The 19,079-nt window shown below is 66.9% G+C and carries 26 protein-coding genes; all 26 read left to right on the top strand.

From position 1 onward, the window contains the following. Window positions 1–10 precede the first annotated feature (10 nt). The 26 genes from ABH927_RS11210 (at window position 11) to rplO (ending at window position 18,882) form a co-directional block, all read left to right on the top strand. Complete coding sequence (locus tag ABH927_RS11210) at window positions 11–3,886, top strand: DNA-directed RNA polymerase subunit beta' (RefSeq protein ID WP_370020538.1); 3,876 nt, start codon at window positions 11–13, stop codon at window positions 3,884–3,886. Window positions 3,887–4,507: 621 nt separating this feature from the next. Then, window positions 4,508–4,882, top strand: coding sequence for a 30S ribosomal protein S12 (rpsL, locus tag ABH927_RS11205; protein ID WP_061253213.1), 375 nt, complete (start codon window positions 4,508–4,510; stop codon window positions 4,880–4,882). Between the two features lies 1 nt (window position 4,883). After that, a complete protein-coding gene (gene rpsG / locus ABH927_RS11200; RefSeq protein WP_067174793.1) occupies window positions 4,884–5,354 on the top strand; it encodes a 30S ribosomal protein S7 in 471 nt (156 codons plus the stop codon). Between the two features lie 85 nt (window positions 5,355–5,439). Continuing rightward, window positions 5,440–7,488: an elongation factor G gene (gene fusA / locus ABH927_RS11195; RefSeq protein ID WP_370020817.1), complete on the top strand. Its 2,049-nt coding sequence runs from the start codon at window positions 5,440–5,442 to the stop codon at window positions 7,486–7,488. Window positions 7,489–7,622: 134 nt separating this feature from the next. Beyond that, window positions 7,623–8,816: an elongation factor Tu gene (gene tuf, locus ABH927_RS11190; RefSeq protein WP_370020535.1), complete on the top strand. Its 1,194-nt coding sequence runs from the start codon at window positions 7,623–7,625 to the stop codon at window positions 8,814–8,816. 246 nt (window positions 8,817–9,062) lie between these two features. After that, window positions 9,063–9,371: a 30S ribosomal protein S10 gene (gene rpsJ, locus ABH927_RS11185; protein WP_012887830.1), complete on the top strand. Its 309-nt coding sequence runs from the start codon at window positions 9,063–9,065 to the stop codon at window positions 9,369–9,371. 14 nt (window positions 9,372–9,385) lie between these two features. After that, a complete protein-coding gene (gene rplC / locus ABH927_RS11180) occupies window positions 9,386–10,039 on the top strand; it encodes a 50S ribosomal protein L3 (protein WP_261581141.1) in 654 nt (217 codons plus the stop codon). Continuing rightward, window positions 10,036–10,686, top strand: a complete 651-nt coding sequence (gene rplD, locus ABH927_RS11175; RefSeq protein ID WP_370020533.1) for a 50S ribosomal protein L4 — start codon at window positions 10,036–10,038, stop codon at window positions 10,684–10,686. The genes rplC and rplD overlap by 4 nt, the downstream gene beginning before the upstream one ends. Then, window positions 10,686–10,988 (top strand): 50S ribosomal protein L23, encoded by a 303-nt coding sequence (rplW, locus tag ABH927_RS11170; protein WP_261581143.1) that lies wholly within the window; start codon window positions 10,686–10,688, stop codon window positions 10,986–10,988. The genes rplD and rplW overlap by 1 nt, the downstream gene beginning before the upstream one ends. 130 nt (window positions 10,989–11,118) lie before the next feature. Continuing rightward, on the top strand, window positions 11,119–11,955 hold the full coding sequence (gene rplB / locus ABH927_RS11165; protein ID WP_370020530.1) for a 50S ribosomal protein L2: 837 nt from the start codon (window positions 11,119–11,121) through the stop codon (window positions 11,953–11,955). 11 nt (window positions 11,956–11,966) lie between these two features. Further along, window positions 11,967–12,245 carry a 30S ribosomal protein S19 gene (gene rpsS, locus ABH927_RS11160; protein ID WP_012887835.1) on the top strand — a complete coding sequence of 93 codons (279 nt, stop codon included), beginning with the start codon at window positions 11,967–11,969 and terminating at the stop codon, window positions 12,243–12,245. A 32-nt stretch (window positions 12,246–12,277) separates the two neighbouring features. After that, the gene (gene rplV / locus ABH927_RS11155) at window positions 12,278–12,631 is read left to right on the top strand and encodes a 50S ribosomal protein L22 (RefSeq protein WP_370020528.1); all 354 of its coding nucleotides are present in this window, start codon (window positions 12,278–12,280) and stop codon (window positions 12,629–12,631) included. Then, a complete protein-coding gene (gene rpsC / locus ABH927_RS11150) occupies window positions 12,631–13,494 on the top strand; it encodes a 30S ribosomal protein S3 (RefSeq protein ID WP_370020526.1) in 864 nt (287 codons plus the stop codon). Before rplV ends, rpsC begins: the two co-directional genes overlap by 1 nt. Before the next feature lie 2 nt (window positions 13,495–13,496). Further along, window positions 13,497–13,916 carry a 50S ribosomal protein L16 gene (rplP, locus tag ABH927_RS11145; protein ID WP_370020524.1) on the top strand — a complete coding sequence of 140 codons (420 nt, stop codon included), beginning with the start codon at window positions 13,497–13,499 and terminating at the stop codon, window positions 13,914–13,916. Continuing rightward, window positions 13,916–14,152, top strand: coding sequence for a 50S ribosomal protein L29 (rpmC, locus tag ABH927_RS11140; RefSeq protein ID WP_061253673.1), 237 nt, complete (start codon window positions 13,916–13,918; stop codon window positions 14,150–14,152). The genes rplP and rpmC overlap by 1 nt, the downstream gene beginning before the upstream one ends. Next, on the top strand, window positions 14,145–14,438 hold the full coding sequence (gene rpsQ, locus ABH927_RS11135; RefSeq protein ID WP_370020522.1) for a 30S ribosomal protein S17: 294 nt from the start codon (window positions 14,145–14,147) through the stop codon (window positions 14,436–14,438). Before rpmC ends, rpsQ begins: the two co-directional genes overlap by 8 nt. 187 nt (window positions 14,439–14,625) lie before the next feature. Then, the gene (rplN, locus tag ABH927_RS11130; RefSeq protein WP_055482781.1) at window positions 14,626–14,994 is read left to right on the top strand and encodes a 50S ribosomal protein L14; all 369 of its coding nucleotides are present in this window, start codon (window positions 14,626–14,628) and stop codon (window positions 14,992–14,994) included. 8 nt (window positions 14,995–15,002) lie between these two features. Further along, window positions 15,003–15,305 (top strand): 50S ribosomal protein L24, encoded by a 303-nt coding sequence (rplX, locus tag ABH927_RS11125; RefSeq protein ID WP_261581836.1) that lies wholly within the window; start codon window positions 15,003–15,005, stop codon window positions 15,303–15,305. Then, window positions 15,305–15,889, top strand: coding sequence for a 50S ribosomal protein L5 (rplE, locus tag ABH927_RS11120; protein ID WP_370020520.1), 585 nt, complete (start codon window positions 15,305–15,307; stop codon window positions 15,887–15,889). The genes rplX and rplE overlap by 1 nt, the downstream gene beginning before the upstream one ends. 2 nt (window positions 15,890–15,891) lie before the next feature. Beyond that, entirely contained in the window at window positions 15,892–16,077 is a 186-nt protein-coding gene (locus ABH927_RS11115; RefSeq protein ID WP_261581150.1) for a type Z 30S ribosomal protein S14, read from the top strand. 147 nt (window positions 16,078–16,224) lie between these two features. After that, window positions 16,225–16,623, top strand: coding sequence for a 30S ribosomal protein S8 (rpsH, locus tag ABH927_RS11110; RefSeq protein ID WP_066933619.1), 399 nt, complete (start codon window positions 16,225–16,227; stop codon window positions 16,621–16,623). Between the two features lie 19 nt (window positions 16,624–16,642). Then, window positions 16,643–17,185, top strand: coding sequence for a 50S ribosomal protein L6 (gene rplF, locus ABH927_RS11105; RefSeq protein ID WP_370020517.1), 543 nt, complete (start codon window positions 16,643–16,645; stop codon window positions 17,183–17,185). Window positions 17,186–17,187: 2 nt separating this feature from the next. Continuing rightward, the gene (rplR, locus tag ABH927_RS11100; RefSeq protein ID WP_370020515.1) at window positions 17,188–17,571 is read left to right on the top strand and encodes a 50S ribosomal protein L18; all 384 of its coding nucleotides are present in this window, start codon (window positions 17,188–17,190) and stop codon (window positions 17,569–17,571) included. A gap of 34 nt (window positions 17,572–17,605) precedes the next feature. Next, a complete protein-coding gene (gene rpsE, locus ABH927_RS11095) occupies window positions 17,606–18,238 on the top strand; it encodes a 30S ribosomal protein S5 (protein WP_261581153.1) in 633 nt (210 codons plus the stop codon). 3 nt (window positions 18,239–18,241) lie between these two features. Continuing rightward, window positions 18,242–18,424 (top strand): 50S ribosomal protein L30, encoded by a 183-nt coding sequence (gene rpmD / locus ABH927_RS11090; protein ID WP_030451484.1) that lies wholly within the window; start codon window positions 18,242–18,244, stop codon window positions 18,422–18,424. A gap of 2 nt (window positions 18,425–18,426) precedes the next feature. Further along, window positions 18,427–18,882 (top strand): 50S ribosomal protein L15, encoded by a 456-nt coding sequence (gene rplO / locus ABH927_RS11085; protein WP_370020512.1) that lies wholly within the window; start codon window positions 18,427–18,429, stop codon window positions 18,880–18,882. The last annotated feature ends 197 nt before the right edge of the window (window positions 18,883–19,079 follow it).

Below are 19,079 nucleotides of genomic sequence, written 5' to 3'. Positions count from 1 at the left end.
GGGATCAAAAGTGCTCGACGTCAACTTCTTCGACGAACTGCGTATCGGCCTGGCGACCGCTGACGACATCCGGCAGTGGTCTCACGGCGAGGTGAAGAAGCCGGAGACGATCAACTACCGGACTCTCAAGCCGGAAAAGGACGGGCTCTTCTGCGAGAAGATCTTCGGTCCGACCCGGGACTGGGAGTGCTACTGCGGCAAGTACAAGCGCGTCCGCTTCAAGGGCATCATCTGTGAGCGCTGTGGCGTCGAGGTCACCCGCGCCAAGGTGCGCCGTGAGCGGATGGGCCACATCGAGCTGGCCGCGCCCGTCACCCACATCTGGTACTTCAAGGGCGTCCCGTCGCGCCTCGGCTACCTGCTCGACCTGGCCCCGAAGGACCTGGAGAAGGTCATCTACTTCGCGGCCTACATGATCACGCATGTCGACGCCGAGATGCGTGACCGCGACCTGCCGTCGCTGGAGGCCAAGATCTCCGTCGAGCGGCAGCACATCGAGCAGCGCCGCGACGCCGACATCGAGGCCCGCCAGAAGAAGCTCGAGGCCGACCTGGCCGAGCTGGAGGCGTCCGGCGCCAAGGGCGACGCGCGCCGCAAGGTGCGCGAGGGCGCCGACCGCGAGATGCGACAGCTCCGCGACCGGGCCCAGCGCGAGCTGGACCGTCTCGACGAGGTCTGGAGCCGCTTCAAGAACCTCAAGGTCCAGGACCTGGAGGGCGACGAGCTGCTCTACCGCGAGATGCGCGACCGTTTCGGCCGCTACTTCCGCGGCGGCATGGGCGCCCAGGCCATCCAGGAGCGGCTGAACAGCTTCGACCTGGATGCCGAGGCGGAGAACCTGCGCGAGACCATCCGCAGCGGCAAGGGTCAGAAGAAGGCCCGCGCCCTCAAGCGGCTCAAGGTCGTGGCGGCGTTCCTCAACACGCGGAACTCGCCGAGCGGCATGGTGCTCGACTGCATCCCGGTCATCCCGCCGGACCTGCGCCCCATGGTGCAGCTCGACGGTGGCCGGTTCGCGACCTCCGACCTGAACGACCTGTACCGCCGGGTCATCAACCGGAACAACCGGCTCAAGCGTCTGCTCGACCTCGGCGCGCCCGAGATCATCGTGAACAACGAGAAGCGGATGCTCCAGGAGGCCGTCGACGCGCTGTTCGACAACGGCCGCCGCGGCCGCCCGGTCACGGGCCCCGGCAACCGGCCTCTGAAGTCCCTCAGCGACATGCTGAAGGGCAAGCAGGGCCGTTTCCGGCAGAACCTGCTCGGCAAGCGCGTCGACTACTCCGGCCGTTCGGTCATCGTCGTCGGCCCGCAGCTCAAACTGCACCAGTGCGGCCTGCCCAAGCAGATGGCGCTGGAGCTGTTCAAGCCGTTCGTGATGAAGCGCCTGGTCGACCTGAACCACGCGCAGAACATCAAGTCGGCCAAGCGGATGGTCGAGCGGGCCCGGCCGGTCGTGTGGGACGTGCTGGAAGAGGTCATCACCGAGCACCCGGTGCTGCTCAACCGCGCTCCGACCCTGCACCGCCTGGGCATCCAGGCCTTCGAGCCGCAGCTGGTCGAGGGCAAGGCCATCCAGATCCACCCGCTCGTCTGCACCGCGTTCAACGCGGACTTCGACGGTGACCAGATGGCCGTGCACCTGCCGCTGTCGGCCGAGGCCCAGGCCGAGGCACGCATCCTGATGCTGTCGACCAACAACATCCTCAAGCCGGCCGACGGCAAGCCGGTGACGATGCCCACCCAGGACATGGTCATCGGTCTGTACTGGCTGACCACGGACAAGGACGACGCCACCGGCTCGGGCCGCGTGTTCGCCTCGGTGTCGGAGGCCCTCATGGCCTACGACCGCCACGAGCTGGACATGCAGGCCAAGATCCAGGTCCGTCTCAAGGACGTCCCGCCGCCGCGCGGCTGGGAGGCTCCGGACGCCTGGGAGGCCGGTGAGCCGATCCGCCTGGAGACCACGCTGGGCCGGTGCCTGTTCAACCAGACGCTGCCGGACAACTACCCCTTCGTGAACTACCAGGTCGGCAAGAAGCAGCTCTCCGCGATCGTCAACGAGCTGGCCGAGACGTACCCGAAGGTCGAGGTCGCGAACGCGCTGGACGCGCTCAAGGACGCGGGCTTCTACTGGGCGACCCGCGCCGGTGTGACCATCTCGATCGAGGACGTCGTGGCCCCGCCGAACAAGGCGGCGATCATGGAGTCGTACGAGAAGCGGGCCGACAAGGTCCAGCGCGAGTACGACCGCGGTCTGATCACCGACGAGGAGCGCCGCCAGGAGCTCATCGAGATCTGGACCCACGCGACGGCGGACGTCGAGACCGACATGGTCAACGCGTTCCCGGCGACCAACCCGGTCTGGATGATGGTCAACTCCGGCGCCCGCGGTAACAAGATGCAGGTCCGGCAGATCGCCGGCATCCGCGGCCTGGTGTCCAACACCAAGGGTGAGACGATCCCGCGCCCGATCAAGTCCTCGTTCCGCGAGGGCCTGTCGGTCCTGGAGTACTTCATCTCCACCCACGGCCAGCGGAAGGGCCTGGCGGACACCGCGCTGCGGACCGCCGACTCCGGCTACCTGACCCGTCGTCTGGTCGACGTGGCCCAGGACGTCATCGTCCGCGAGATCGACTGTGGCACGGACCGCGCGGTCCCGCTGCACGTCGGCGAGCGTGACGCCCAGGGCAGGCTGGTCAAGGCCGAGAACGCCGAGAGCAACGTGCACGGCCGGATCCTGGCCGAGGACGTCGAGGTGGACGGCAAGCTGATCGCCTCGGTCGGCACCGACATCAACGACCTGACGGTCACGGCGCTCGTCGAGGCCGGGGTCGAGACGGTCAGGACCCGCAGCACCCTGGTGTGCGAGGCCAAGATCGGTGTCTGCGCGACCTGCTACGGCCGTTCGCTGGCCACCGGCAAGCTGGTCGACGTCGGCGAGGCCGTCGGCATCATCGCGGCCCAGTCGATCGGTGAGCCCGGCACCCAGCTGACCATGCGTACCTTCCACACCGGTGGTGTGGCCGGTGCGGACATCACCCACGGTCTGCCGCGTGTCCAGGAGCTGTTCGAGGCGCGCATCCCCAAGGGTGTCGCCCCGATCAGCGAGGTCACCGGCCGGGTCCGGATCGACGAGACCGACAAGACGCGCAAGATCGTCATCACTCCGGACGACGGCTCCGAGGAGATCGCCTACCCGGTGTCGATGCGGTCGAGGCTCCTCGTCTCCGAGGGCCAGCACGTCGAGGTCGGTCAGCTCCTCGTCGCCGGCGCCCGCAACCCGAACGAGGTCCTGCGCATCCTCGGCCCGCGTGCCGTACAGCTCCACCTGGTGGAGGAGGTGCAGCAGGTCTACCGCTCGCAGGGTGTGTCGATCCACGACAAGCACATCGAGGTCATCGTCCGCCAGATGCTCAAGCGCGTGAACGTGCTGGAGTCGGGCGACACCGAGCTGCTGCCCGGCGAGCTCGTCGAGCGGCCGCGCTTCGAGGTGCTCAACAGGGAGACCGTGGCGGAGGGCGGCCAGCCGGCCTCCGGACGTCCGGTCCTCATGGGCATCACGAAGGCCTCGCTGGCCACCGAGTCGTGGCTGTCGGCGGCGTCCTTCCAGGAGACGACGCGGGTGCTCACCGACGCGGCGATCCACGCCAAGTCGGACTCGCTGCTCGGCCTCAAGGAGAACGTCATCATCGGTAAGCTCATCCCGGCCGGTACGGGCATGCCCCAGTACCGCAACATCCGGGTGGAGCCCACCGAGGAGGCCAAGGCCGCGATGTACACGGTCGGCGGCTACGACGGCTCCGCGGCGGACTACACGTTCGGCACCGGCAGCGGCGAGGCCGTCCCGCTGGAGGAGTACGACTTCGGCCAGTACGGCCGCTGAGTCGCGAGGCAGCCGCCCTAGCAGTACTAAGCGCCCGGAGTGGGGGAACCCGCTCCGGGCGCTTTTGCATGATCAGGCCGAGAGCAGGCGCAGGTCGGGACGTGTGCCGGGAATCTGTGCATGATCACGGTAAGGGTGGGCGCAGCTCACGCCGGGCACGCGGGAACCTGTACATGATCACGGCGAGGAAATGGCCGGATGAGTCGGCGTGTGCGGGTAGACTTGCCGGGAGCCCAATAGCGGTCTGCGTAGAAGCGGGTCGTGGGGACCATGGCACGGATCACGACGACCCGGCGGCAGCCGTTTTGACGTGTTGCAAAGGGCTGGGTAGTCTTTTCCTTCGTGCCCATGGGTTCATGGGCTCGCATGCGTGCGCTCAGGGGCCGTTTCCTCAGATGGAGGCGGTAGGAGCGCCGCGTGACCCCTCCAGATCGGCCGGATCTGCACGGGTGTGGCGCGACGAGTGCGCGACACGCCCGACCGCGTGGGTCGAAGGAGACAGAAAACCAGCAGGTCATGATACCGGCAGCACCTGCGAAAGCACGACCTGGAAGGGAAAGCCGCGAGGCGATCTCGTCCGGGAACCTACGTATCACCGGCTAGGCACGAAACGGAGACGCGGTGCCCACCATTCAGCAGTTGGTCCGCAAGGGCCGGCAGGACAAGGTCAGCAAGACCAAGACTCCTGCCCTCAAGGGGAGCCCTCAGCGGCGCGGCGTTTGCACCCGCGTTTACACCACGACCCCCAAGAAGCCCAACTCGGCGCTGCGCAAGGTGGCGCGTGTTCGGCTCACCAACGGCATCGAGGTCACGGCTTACATCCCGGGTGTGGGTCACAACCTTCAGGAGCACTCGATCGTGCTCGTGCGTGGCGGTCGTGTGAAGGACCTGCCGGGTGTTCGCTACAAGATCATCCGCGGCTCGCTGGACACCCAGGGTGTCCGCAACCGCAAGCAGGCCCGCAGCCGCTACGGCGCGAAGAAGGAGAAGAGCTGACATGCCGCGCAAGGGTTCCCCTGGCCGCCGCCAGCTGGTCGCTGACCCGGTGCACAACTCGCCGCTGGTCACCGCGCTGATCAACAAGGTTCTCCTGGACGGCAAGCGCTCGATCGCCCAGTCGATCGTCTACGGCGCCCTTGAGGGCTGCCGCGAGAAGACGGGCAACGACCCGGTCGTCACCCTGAAGCGCGCGCTCGACAACGTCAAGCCCACCCTGGAGGTGCGCAGCCGCCGCGTCGGTGGCGCGACCTACCAGGTGCCGGTCGAGGTGCGTGCCGCGCGCAGCACCACGCTGGCCCTGCGCTGGCTCGTCCAGTACTCCCGGGCGCGTCGCGAGAAGACCATGACCGAGAGGCTCATGAACGAGCTCCTCGACGCGAGCAACGGCCTCGGTGCCAGCGTCAAGCGGCGCGAGGACACGCACAAGATGGCCGAGTCCAACAAGGCCTTCGCCCACTACCGCTGGTAGTCGGCACCGACGACGAGTTAAGGACGCGAGAGAAGTGGCCACCACGACCGCTCTTGACCTGGCCAAGGTCCGCAACATCGGGATCATGGCCCATATCGACGCGGGCAAGACCACGACGACCGAGCGCATCCTGTTCTACACCGGTATCAACTACAAGATCGGTGAAGTCCACGAGGGCGCTGCCACGATGGACTGGATGGAGCAGGAGCAGGAGCGCGGCATCACGATCACGTCTGCCGCGACGACCTGCGAGTGGCTCGGTCACACCATCAACATCATCGACACGCCGGGCCACGTGGACTTCACGGTCGAGGTGGAGCGCTCGCTCCGCGTCCTCGACGGTGCCGTCGCGGTGTTCGACGCCGTCGCGGGTGTCGAGCCGCAGTCGGAGACGGTCTGGCGGCAGGCCGACCGGTACGGCGTGCCCCGCATCTGCTTCGTCAACAAGATGGACCGGGTCGGCGCGGAGTTCCACCGCTGCGTCGACATGATCGTGTCCCGTCTGGGCGCGACCCCGCTGGTCATCCAGCTTCCCTGGGGCGTTGAGGCCGACTTCAAGGGCGTCATCGACCTGGTGAAGATGAAGGGCCTGATCTGGAGCGCCGAGGCGGCCAAGGGCGAGATGTACGACGTCGTCGACATCCCGGCCGACCACGCCGACGTGGCCCGGGAGTGGCGGGACAAGCTCGTGGAGACCGTCGCCGAGAACGACGACGAGCTCATGGAGCTGTTCCTCGAGGGTGTCGAGCCCACCGAGGAGCAGTTGGTCGCGGCGATCCGGCGGGCGACCGTCGCCAGCGCGCTCAACCCGGTCCTCTGCGGCACCGCGTTCAAGAACAAGGGCGTGCAGCCCCTGCTCGACGCGATCGTGGCCTACCTCCCCGCGCCCACCGACATCCCGGCCTTCAAGGGTCACGCGGTGAACAACGAGGAGCAGATCATCGAGCGCCACGCGGACCCGGCTGAGCCGTTCGCCGCGCTGGCCTTCAAGATCATGAGCGACCAGCACCTGGGCAAGCTCACCTACATCCGCATCTACTCGGGCACGCTCGAGGCAGGCACCGGGGTCATCAACTCGACCAAGGGCAAGAAGGAGCGGATCGGCAAGATCTACCAGATGCACGCGAACAAGCGCGAGGAGCGCCCGTCCGCGGCAGCCGGTCAGATCGTCGCCGTCATGGGCCTGAAGGACACCACCACCGGTGACACCCTCAGCGACCCGGCGAACCAGGTGATCCTGGAGTCGATGAACTTCCCCGCGCCGGTCATCAGCGTGGCCATCGAGCCCAAGACCAAGGGCGACCAGGAGAAGCTGGGCACCGCGATCCAGCGACTGGCCGAGGAGGACCCGTCCTTCCAGGTCCGTCGTGACGAGGAGACCGGGCAGACGGTCATCGCGGGTATGGGCGAGCTCCACCTGGAGATCCTCGTCGACCGCATGCGCCGCGAGTTCAAGGTCGAGGCGAACGTCGGCCGCCCGCAGGTCGCCTACCGCGAGACCATCCGCCGCAAGGTGGAGAAGGTCGAGTACACGCACAAGAAGCAGACCGGTGGTTCCGGCCAGTTCGCGCGCGTGATCATCGACCTGGAGCCGCTGGGCGAGGGCAACGACGGCTACGAGTTCCAGAACAAGGTCAGCGGTGGCCGCATCCCGCGGGAGTACATCCCGTCGGTCGACGCGGGCGCCCAGGAGGCCGCCGAGTTCGGTGTCCTCGCCGGCTACCCCATGGTCGGGGTGAAGGTGACCCTGCAGGACGGCGCCTTCCACGAGGTCGACTCGTCCGAAATGGCTTTCAAGATCGCCGGGTCGATGGCCTTCAAGGAGGCCGCTCGCCGGGCGGACGCCGTAATCCTCGAGCCGATGATGGCCGTTGAGGTCACCACGCCCGAGGACTACATGGGTGATGTCATCGGTGACCTCAACGGTCGCCGCGGACAGATCCAGGCGATGGAAGACCGGACCGGGGCCAAGGTCATCAAGGCTCTCGTCCCGCTGTCAGAGATGTTCGGTTACGTGGGTGACTTGCGCAGCAAGACCCAGGGCCGGGCCGTCTACAGCATGCAGTTCGACTCCTACTCGGAGGTGCCCCCGGGCATCGCCAAGGAGATCGTCGCGAAGGCTCGGGGCGAATAGGACTTCCGCGGCGGACCTGTTCCGCCGAAGAAATCGTGTTCCTCTGCGTATGGTGGGGCGCTGTCGGGCGTCCCGCCGTACGGAGCCTGAGTTAGAAGACGCAAGTCAAGTCAGAATCTCAAGGAGACAGACCAGTGGCCAAGGCCAAGTTCGAGCGGAACAAGCCGCACGTGAACATCGGCACCATTGGGCACATCGACCACGGCAAGACCACTCTGACCGCGGCGATCACCAAGGTGCTTCACGACCGTTTCCCGCAGCTCAACGAGGCGACTCCGTTCGACAAGATCGACAAGGCGCCCGAGGAGAAGGCGCGCGGAATCACCATCTCCATCGCGCACGTCGAGTACCAGACCGAGAAGCGTCACTACGCTCACGTTGACTGCCCCGGTCACGCCGACTACGTGAAGAACATGATCACCGGTGCCGCGCAGATGGACGGCGCGATCCTGGTGGTCGCCGCCACCGACGGCCCGATGCCGCAGACGAAGGAGCACGTCCTCCTGGCCCGCCAGGTCGGCGTCCCCTACATCGTCGTCGCGCTGAACAAGGCCGACATGGTGGACGACGAGGAGATCCTGGAGCTCGTCGAGCTCGAGGTCCGCGAGCTGCTCTCCGCCCAGGAGTTCCCGGGCGACGACCTGCCGGTCGTCCGCGTCTCGGCGCTGAAGGCGCTTGAGGGCGACGAGAAGTGGGCCGACTCCATCATCGAGCTCATGACCGCCGTGGACGAGAACGTCCCCGAGCCGGTCCGTGACACCGACAAGCCGTTCCTGATGCCGATCGAGGACGTCTTCTCGATCACCGGTCGTGGCACCGTCGTCACCGGCCGTATCGAGCGCGGTGTCGTCAAGGTCAACGAGACCGTCGACATCATCGGCATCAAGGAGAAGAGCACCACGACCACCGTCACCGGTGTCGAGATGTTCCGCAAGCTCCTCGACGAGGGCCAGGCCGGTGACAACGTCGGTCTGCTCCTGCGTGGCATCAAGCGTGAGGACGTCGAGCGCGGCCAGTGTGTCATCAAGCCGGGCACGACCACCCCGCACACCGAGTTCGAGGCGCAGGTCTACATCCTGTCCAAGGACGAGGGCGGCCGGCACACGCCGTTCTTCAACAACTACCGGCCGCAGTTCTACTTCCGTACCACGGACGTGACCGGTGTCGTGAACCTGCCGGAGGGCACCGAGATGGTCATGCCCGGTGACAACACCGAGATGACCGTCCAGCTCATCCAGCCGATCGCGATGGAGGACGGCCTCAAGTTCGCGATCCGCGAGGGCGGCCGCACCGTCGGCGCCGGTCGCGTGACCAAGATCATCAAGTAGCACCACCGCGGAGTGGCGGTCGGGCCCGGCACGGCCTGACCGCCACGCCACGAAGGGGTCGGAGACGATCCCGCCCCACGGACGACAAGACCGTGATCTCGCAGTGGTTTCGGCAGGGTGTGTCCGAAACGACTGCCAGATCACGGAACACCGGACACCGTCCGGCACGTCGGTCGCGTGGAACGACCAGCGGCAACAGGCCGCGTGAAGCTTTATAGGACGACAGCGAAGGACACCGAGGCCATTATGGCGGGACAGAAGATCCGCATCCGGCTCAAGGCGTATGACCACGAGGTCATCGACAGCTCGGCCAAGAAGATCGTCGAGACGGTGACGCGGACCGGCGCCAAGGTCGCTGGCCCGGTGCCGCTGCCGACCGAGAAGAACGTGTACTGCGTGATCCGGTCGCCGCACAAGTACAAGGACAGCCGCGAGCACTTCGAGATGCGTACGCACAAGCGGCTGATTGACATCATCGACCCGACGCCCAAGACCGTCGACTCGCTCATGCGGCTCGACCTCCCTGCCGGCGTCGACATTTCGATCAAGCTCTGAGGGAACGCACTGACATGGCTAAGCAGATCAAGGGCGTCCTGGGCAAGAAGCTCGGCATGACCCAGGTCTTCGACGAGGCGAACCGGCTGGTTCCGGTGACGGTCGTCGAGGCCGGTCCGTGCGTGGTGACCCGGGTCCGCACTCCGGAGAAGGACGGCTACTCCGCCGTCCAGATCGGTTACGGGCAGGTGGACCCGCGCAAGGTCAACAAGCCGCTCGGCGACTACCTGCGCAAGCACGACATCACGCCGCGCCGTTACTTCGTCGAGGTCCGTACGGACGACGCCTCCGAGTACACCCTCGGCCAGGAGGTCACCGCGGACACCTTCGAGGCCGGGCAGTACATCGACGTCACCGGCAAGAGCAAGGGCAAGGGTTTCGCGGGTGTCATGAAGCGCCACAACTTCCGTGGTCTGAGCGCTTCGCACGGTACCCAGCGCAAGCACCGCTCGCCCGGTTCCATCGGCGGCTGCGCCACCCCGGGCCGCGTCTTCAAGGGCCTGCGCATGGCCGGCCGGATGGGCAACGTCCGCACCACCATCCAGAGCCTCAAGGTTCACGCCGTGGACGCCGACAAGGGCCTCATCCTCATCAAGGGTGCGATCCCCGGCGCCAACGGCAGCCTGGTCCTCATCCGCACCGCTGCCAAGAAGGGGGCTGCCAAGTGAGCACCACCATTGACGTCCTCGACGCCGGCGGCGCCAAGACGGGGACCGTCGACCTGCCGGAGGACGTCTTCGGCGCCAAGGTCAACGTCCCGCTGATCCACCAGGTCGTCGTCGCGCAGCTCGCCGCTCGCCGGCAGGGCACCCACGCGACCAAGACCCGCGGTGACGTCCGCGGCGGCGGCAAGAAGCCGTACCGCCAGAAGGGCACCGGCCGCGCCCGCCAGGGCTCGACCCGCGCCCCGCAGTTCGCCGGCGGTGGTGTCGTCCACGGCCCGCAGCCGCGCTCGTACGAGCAGCGGACGCCCAAGAAGATGAAGGCGGCCGCCCTTCGCGGCGCCCTCTCGGACCGGGCCGGCGGCGGTCGCGTCCACGTGGTGAGCAGCCTGGTCACCGGCGACACGCCGAAGACGAAGGCCGCCCTGGAGGCGCTCCGCAAGATCACGCAGGCTCGTAGCGTCCTCGTCGTGGTCGACGAGAACGACGAGTTCACCTGGCTGAGCCTGCGCAACGCGCCCGAGGTCCACCTCCTGGACGCGGGCCAGCTGAACACCTACGACGTGCTGTGCTACGACGACGTGGTCTTCACTCAGGAGGCCTACGACCAGATCGTGGCGCGGCTGGCGAAGAGCGGGAAGGAAGAGGCCTGATGCAGAAGATCGCCGACCCGCGCGACATCATCCTCAAGCCGATTGTCTCCGAGAAGAGCTACGGCCTGATCGATGAGCACAACAAGTACACGTTCCTGGTGCGCCAGGGTGCCAACAAGACGCAGGTGAAGATCGCTGTTGAGCAGATCTTCGGCGTCAAGGTCACCAGCGTGAACACGATCAACCGCCAGGGCAAGCGGAAGCGGACCCGGCACGGCTACGGCCAGCGCCCCGACACCAAGCGCGCGATTGTGAGCCTGGTGGAGGGCGATCGGATCGACATCTTCGGTCAGATCGGCTGAGCGTCCGCCGCACGAGGGAAGGGCGCCCGGCCGATGAGGCGGGGCGCCACGACCCCAGTAGTTAGCACCGGGGGGACCGCCGTGAGGCGGACCCCGACCGGTATGAGCCGACGAAGGATGAACGAAAAAGATGGGCATCCGTAAATACAAGCCGACGACCCCCGGTCGCCGCGGCGCGAGCGTCTCGGACTTCGCCGAGATCACGCGCAGCACGCCCGAGAAGTCGCTGCTTGCTCCCCTGCACAGCAAGGGCGGCCGCAACGTCCATGGCCGGGTGACCGCCCGGCACCAGGGAGGCGGGCACAAGCGCGCCTACCGGATCATCGACTTCCGCCGCCACGACAAGGACGGGATCCCGGCCAAGGTCGCTCACATCGAGTACGACCCGAACCGGACCTCCCGCATCGCGCTGCTGCACTACGCCGACGGCGAGAAGCGATACATCCTCGCGCCGGCCGGCCTCAAGCAGGGGGACCGTATCGAGAACGGCCCCGGCGCCGACATCAAGCCGGGCAACTGCCTGCCGCTGCGCAACATCCCGACCGGTACCTTCATCCACGCGGTGGAGCTCCGTCCGGGTGGTGGCGCCAAGCTCGGCCGCAGCGCCGGCGCGCAGATCCAGTTGCTCGCCAAGGAGGGCACCTACGCCACGCTGCGTATGCCCTCCGGAGAAATGCGCCAGGTCGACGTGCGCTGCCGGGCCTCTGTGGGCCAGGTGGGCAACGCCGAGCAGGCCAACATCAACATCGGTAAGGCCGGCCGTAACCGTTGGAAGGGCAAGCGCCCCACGGTCCGCGGTGTCGCCATGAACCCGGTCGACCACCCGCACGGTGGTGGTGAGGGCAAGACCTCCGGCGGTCGTCACCCGGTGAACCCCAAGGGCAAGCCCGAGGGCCGCACCAGGCAGGCGAACAAGCCCAGCGACCGGCTGATCATCCGTCGTCGGAGCAAGAGGAAGAAGCGGTAGGAGCAGCCGAGATGCCACGTAGCCTTAAGAAGGGTCCCTTCGTGGACGACCACCTTCAGAAGAAGGTCGACGTCCAGAACGAGAAGGGCACCAAGAACGTCATCAAGACGTGGTCGCGGCGCTCCATGATCGTGCCCGACATGCTGGGCCACACGATCGCCGTGCACGACGGCCGCAAGCACGTCCCGGTGTTCGTCACCGAGTCGATGATCGGCCACAAGCTCGGAGAGTTCGCCCCCACGCGGACGTTCCGCAGCCACGTCAAGGAAGACCGCCGCAGCCGGCGGTAAGCGCCTTCAAGCAAGCATCAGAGGAGACAGCGATGGAAGCCAGGGCACAGGCGCGGTTCGCGCGCCACACGCCCCGGAAGGCCCGCCGAGTGGTGGACCTCATTCGCGGGCTGCCCGCTTCGGAGGCGCAGGCCGTGCTGCAGTTCGCTCCCCAGTCGGCGAGCGAGACCGTATACAAGGTGCTCTCCAGCGCGATCGCGAACGCGGAGCACAACTTCAAGCTCGACCGGGACACGCTCGTCGTGAGCCGCGCGTGGGTTGACGAGGGACCGACGCTCAAGCGGTTCCGCCCGCGCGCCCAGGGTCGTGCCTATCGGATCAACAAGCGGACGAGCCACATCACTGTGATCGTGGAGTCCCGCGAGCCGAAGGGAAGGACCCGCTAGTGGGCCAGAAGGTTAACCCGCACGGGTTCCGCCTCGGCATCACGACCGACTTCAAGAGCCGGTGGTACGCCGACAAGCTGTACAAGTCGTACGTCGCCGAGGACGTGGCGATCCGTCGCATGCTGCAGAAGGGCATGGAGCGGGCCGGCATCTCCAAGGTCGAGATCGAGCGCACGACCGACCGCGTCCAGGTCGACATCCACACGGCCCGTCCGGGCATCGTGATCGGCCGCCGTGGCGCCGAGGCCGACCGCATCCGCGGCGACCTGGAGAAGCTGACCAAGAAGCAGGTCCAGCTGAACATCCTCGAGGTGAAGAACCCCGAGATCGACGCGCAGCTCGTCGCGCAGGGCGTGGCTGAGCAGCTGTCCAGCCGCGTCTCGTTCCGCCGGGCCATGCGCAAGGCCATGCAGTCCGCCATGAAGAGCGGCGCCAAGGGCATCCGTGTCCAGTGCTCCGGTCGTCTCGGCGGCGCTGAGATGTCCCGCTCGGAGTTCTACCGCGAGGGCCGCGTGCCCCTGCACACGCTCCGCGCGGACATCGACTACGGCTTCTACGAGGCTCGCACCACCTTCGGCCGGATCGGCGTGAAGGTGTGGATCTACAAGGGCGAGGCCCCGACCAGCCGCGCCGAGCGCGAGGCCGCCGCGGCCGGCGCACGTGCGGGCCAGCGTCGTGAGCGCGACGACCGTCGTGGCGCCGGCGCCGGCGCCGACCGTCCGCGTCGTGGTGGCGGCGGCGACCGTCCCCGTCGTGGTGGCGGAGCGGCCGGCCGTACTGACCGCGCACCCAGAACCGAGGCCGCCTCCCAGGCTGCCCCCGAGACCGGCCCGGCGGAGCAGCCGGGTGCTGAAGGGAGCTGACCATGCTGATCCCTCGCAGGGTCAAGCACCGCAAGCAGCACCGGCCTGACCGCAGCGGAGCCGCCAAGGGCGGCACCAGGGTCGTCTTCGGCGAGTTCGGCATCCAGGCGCTTGAGCACTCCTACGTGACCAACCGTCAGATCGAGGCCGCTCGTATCGCCATGACCCGGCACATCCGCCGTGGCGGCAAGGTGTGGATCAACATCTACCCGGACCGTCCCCTCACCAAGAAGCCGGCCGAGACCCGCATGGGTTCCGGTAAGGGTTCTCCGGAGTGGTGGATCGCCAATGTCAAGCCCGGCCGTGTCATGTTCGAGCTGTCCGGTGTCGCCGAGCCCGTGGCCCGTGAGGCCCTGCGGCGCGCGATGCACAAGCTCCCCATGAAGTGCCGTTTCGTTAAGCGTGAAGTGGGTGAGGCGTGATGGCTAAGGGCCTGACCGCCGGTGAGCTGCGTGTGGAGGACCAGGACGTCCTGGTCCAGAAGCTGAAGGAAGCCAAGGAGGAGCTGTTCAACCTCCGCTTCCAGGCGGCGACCGGACAGTTGGAGAGCCACGGGCGGCTGCGCGCCGTCCGCCGCGAGATCGCCCGTATCTACACCGTGATGCGCGAGCGGGAGCTCGGCATCGTCACGGTCGAGAAGGAGTCGAGCGATGGCTGAAACAACTGAGACAACCGAGGCAACCGAGAAGCAGGCGCGGAACTACCGCAAGACCCGCGAGGGTCTGGTCGTCAGCGACAAGATGGACAAGACCGTCGTCGTCGCCGTCGAGGACCGCGTCAAGCACCCGCTGTACGGCAAGGTCATCCGCCGTACGACGAAGTACAAGGCCCACGACGAGCAGAACTCGTGCGGCGTCGGCGACCGCGTCCTCCTGATGGAGACCCGGCCGCTGTCCGCCAGCAAGCGCTGGCGGGTCGTCGAGATCCTCGAGAAGGCCAAGTAACACAAGACGCGCCTCGTGGGGGGTGGGAGACCACCCCCCATGACGGTGTCCAAGGGGCTGGGCCGTCCAGAGGCCCGGTCCGCCCGCGGCGGCGGTCGGTACGGCTGTCGCCGAGGGAAAAAGACCACATCAGGTTCCGCCAGGCTCACCGCGAAGGTGAGAACCGGCGCGACACACAGGAGTAGACGTGATCCAGCAGGAGTCGCGGCTCAAGGTCGCCGACAACACGGGTGCCAAGGAGATTCTCTGCATCCGCGTGCTCGGCGGCTCGGGTCGGCGCTACGCGGGAATCGGCGACATCATCGTTGCGACGGTGAAGGACGCCATTCCCGGCGGCGGCGTGAAAAAAGGCGACGTTGTCAAGGCTGTCGTGGTGCGCACCGTCAAGGAGCGCCGCCGCCCCGACGGCTCCTACATCCGCTTCGACGAGAACGCCGCGGTCATCATCAAGGACAGTGGTGACCCCCGGGGCACGCGTATCTTCGGCCCGGTCGGCCGCGAGCTGCGCGACAAGAAGTTCATGCGCATCATCTCGCTCGCGCCGGAGGTGTTGTAATGCCGAAGCTGCATGTGAAGAAGGGTGACCTGGTCCAGGTCATCGCCGGCAAGGACAAGGGTGCCAAGGGCAGGATCATCGCCGCCTTCCCGCGCGAGGACCGCGTGGTGGTCGAGGGCGTGAACCTGATCAAGAAGCACTCCAAGGTGACCCACCAGGGTCCGCGCGGCGCCAAGGAAGGCGGCGTGCAGACCATGGAGGCCCCCATCCACGTGAGCAACGTCAAGAAGCTCAAGGATGACGAGAAGCCCGAGAACAAGCCCGCGAAGAAGGCCGAGAAGAAGGCCGACGAGACGGGTGAGGACAGCTGATGACCGCCACCACCACTGAGTCCACTGAGGTTCAGCGCACCGTTCCGCGCCTCAAGCAGCGCTACCGCGATGAGATCATCGCGAAGCTGCGCGAGGAGTTCGGCATCGAGAACATCATGCTGGTGCCCACGATCACCAAGATCAAGGTGAACATGGGCGTCGGCGAGGCCGCCCGCGACTCGAAGCTCATCGAGGGCGCCGTGCGCGACCTCACCGCGATCACCGGTCAGAAGCCGGCCGTCGCCCGCGCCCGCAAGTCCATCGCGCAGTTCAAGCTCCGCGAGGGCATGCCGATCGGTGCTCACGTGACGCTGCGCGGCGACCGCATGTGGGAGTTCCTCGACCGGCTGCTGTCGCTCGCGCTTCCGCGTATCCGGGACTTCCGTGGCCTGTCGCCGAAGCAGTTCGACGGCAACGGCAACTACACCTTCGGGCTGACCGAGCAGGTCATGTTCCACGAGGTCGACCAGGACAGGGTGGACCGGCAGCGGGGCATGGACATCACGGTCGTGACCACCGCGAAGAACGACGAGCAGGGCCGGGCGCTGCTGAAGCTCCTCGGATTCCCCTTCAAGGAGGCCTGATCATGGCGAAGACGTCGCTGAAGGTCAAGGCAGCGCGCAAGCAGAAGTTCGAGGTCAGGGCGTACACTCGGTGTTCGCGCTGCGGTCGTCCCCGCGCTGTCTACCGCAAGTTCGGCCTGTGCCGCATCTGCTTCCGCGAGATGGCGCACCGGGGCGAGCTGCCCGGCATCGCCAAGTCGAGCTGGTAACCCTCCCGGGTAACCGGCCGTACAACACCAGAAGTCATATCAATCCGGGCGCTGTCACCAGCGCCCACGACCACACCGTAGGTCCCCGCCTCGCGTCGAAGACGCGAATGAAAGCGTGGGAAACCGCAGTGAGGAAGGCCACCGGCCATGACGATGACCGACCCGATCGCAGACATGCTGACGCGTCTGCGTAACGCGAACTCGGCTTATCACGACACCGTGACCATGCCCTACTCGAAGATCAAGGCGCACATCGCCGAGATCCTCCAGCAGGAGGGTTACATCCAGGCCTGGAGCGTCGAGGACGCCAAGGTCGGCAAGAACCTCGTGGTGGAGCTCAAGTTCGGGCCGAGCCGTGAGCGTTCGCTCGCGGGCTTGCGCCGGGTTTCCAAGCCCGGTCTGCGGGTCTATGCAAAGAAGGACAACCTGCCCCGAGTCCTGGGCGGTCTGGGCGTCGCGATCATCTCGACGTCCGGCGGCCTCATGACTGACAAGCAGGCCGGCAAGCGTGGAGTAGGCGGGGAAGTCCTCGCCTACGTCTGGTAACGAGGGGAGGAACCACAGCATGTCGAGAATCGGACGGCTGCCCATCCCCGTACCCACGGGTGTCGACATCGCCATCAATGGCCGGGATGTCCAGGTCAAGGGGCCGAAGGGCACGCTTTCTCACACGGTCGCCGAGCCCATCGAGGTGTCTCGGACCGAGGACGGCACCATCGCCGTCAGCCGCCCCAACGACGAGAACAAGGTTCGTGCGCTGCACGGCCTGTCTCGCACCCTCATCGCCAACATGGTGTCGGGCGTGACGCAGGGGTACACCAAGACGCTGGAGATCGTCGGTGTCGGTTACCGCGTTCAGGCCAAGAGCCCGACGCAGCTGGAGTTCTCGCTCGGCTTCAGCCACCCGGTGATCGTCGACGCGCCCGAGGGCGTGACCTTCCGAGTCGAGAGGCCGACCCTGTTCCACGTGGACGGCATCGACAAGCAGAAGGTCGGCGAGGTCGCCGCGAACATCAGGAAGTTGCGCAAGCCCGACCCCTACAAGGGCAAGGGTGTGCGCTACCAGGGTGAAGTTGTCCGCCGCAAGGTCGGAAAGGCTGGTAAGTAGGCATGGCTGGCAAGACTGCGTTCGGCAAGCACACGGCCGCCCGCGCCGTCTCGCGGGCCCGCCGGCACCGCCGCGTCCGCAAGACCGTCTTCGGTACGGCAGAGCGTCCGCGTCTGGTCGTCAACCGGTCCACGCGACACCTGTTCGTGCAGATCGTCGATGACACCAAGGGTCACACGCTGGTGAGCGCCTCCACGATGGACGCCTCGCTTCGCAGTGCCGAGGGTGACAAGACGGAGAAGGCGAAGAAGGTCGGCGAGCTTCTCGCTCAGCGGGCCAAGAGCGTCGGGATCACCGCTGTCGTGTTCGACCGCGGTGGCAACCGCTACGCGGGGCGGCTCGCCGCTCTCGCGGACAGCGCCCGTGAAGGCGGGCTGAACTTCTGATGGCCCGCATGAGCAACGAGAAGAGGAACCACTGATGGCTGCAGCACCGCGTCGCGGCGCAGGCGGCGGTGGCGAGCGGCGTGACCGTCGTGACGATCGCCGCGGTGGCGCCGCAGAAAAGGGCGTCTCGTACATCGAGCGCGTCGTGAAGATCAACCGAGTGGCCAAGGTCGTCAAGGGTGGCCGGCGCTTCAGCTTCACCGCGCTGGTCATCGTCGGCGATGGCAACGGCCTCGTCGGGGTCGGCTACGGCAAGGCCAAGGAGGTGCCCGCGGCGATCGCCAAGGGCGTCGAGGAGGCCAAGAAGCACTTCTTCAAGGTGCCGCGCATCCAGGGCACCATCCCGCACACCGTGCAGGGCGAGGACGCCGCGGGCGTCGTCCTCCTGCGTCCGGCCTCGGCCGGTACCGGTGTGATCGCGGGTGGCCCGGTCCGCGCGGTCCTGGAGTGCGCCGGGATCCACGACGTGCTGTCCAAGTCGCTCGGCTCGGACAACCCGATCAACATCGTGCACGCCACTGTGGCGGCTCTGAAGGGCCTCAGCAGGCCCGAGGAGATCGCCGCCCGCCGTGGCCTGCCGATCGAGGACGTCGCCCCCAAGGCGATGCTGAAGGCGCGCGCGGAGGGCCTCGCCGAGGCCGCCGCCGCGGCGAAGGCGGTGAGCTAGCCCATGGCGCGTCTGAAGATCACCCAGACCCGGTCGAAGATCGGTGGCAAGCAGAACCAGCGTGACTCGCTTCGCTCGCTGGGCCTGAAGCGCATCGGTGACGTCGTCGTCAAGGAGGACCGCCCGGAGATCCGGGGCATGGTCGCCGTGGTGACGCACCTCGTCGAAGTTGAAGAGGTCGACTAGTCATGACTGAGAACGCTCCGCTCAAGCTGCACGATCTGCGTCCGGCCCCCGGCGCCCACAAGTCCAAGGTCCGCAAGGGCCGTGGCGAGGGCTCCAAGGGCAAGACCGCCGGTCGCGGCACCAAGGGCACCAAGTCCCGGACGAACGTCCCGCTCGGCTTCGAGGGTGGCCAGGTTCCGCTCCAGCGGCGGCTGCCCAAGCTGAAGGGCTTCTCCAACGCCCTGTTCAAGACGACCTACCAGGTCGTCAACCTGGACCGGCTCGGCGAGCTGTTCCCGCAGGGCGGCGACGTCACGCTGGACGACCTGGTCGCCAGGGGTGCCGTCCGTAAGAACCAGCCCGTCAAGGTGCTGGGAACCGGTGAGATCTCCGTGGCGTTGAACGTGCAGGCGCACGCCTTCTCCGCCAGCGCCAAGGAGAAGATCGCCGCAGCCGGCGGCTCGGTTTCCGAGCTGTAGGCATGATGCTGCGCGAGGCGCGGAGGTTCGTTATGAGCCTCCGCGCCCGTAGTGCGTTAGAGTTCGCTGGGCAGCGGGCTCTTTTCCTGCCCGCCCACGCTCACCCGCAAGCTCAATCGCAAGCTCACTGGCAAGAAGACATGTCGATGGACGCCCCCCAGACCATCGCCGACCGTTACCGCGTCACAGGCGCGCAG

This window comes from Planotetraspora sp. GP83, assembly GCF_041262585.1.
Lineage (GTDB): Bacteria > Actinomycetota > Actinomycetes > Streptosporangiales > Streptosporangiaceae > JAOEGB01.
This window is presented reverse-complemented; position numbering and strand designations above follow the sequence as displayed.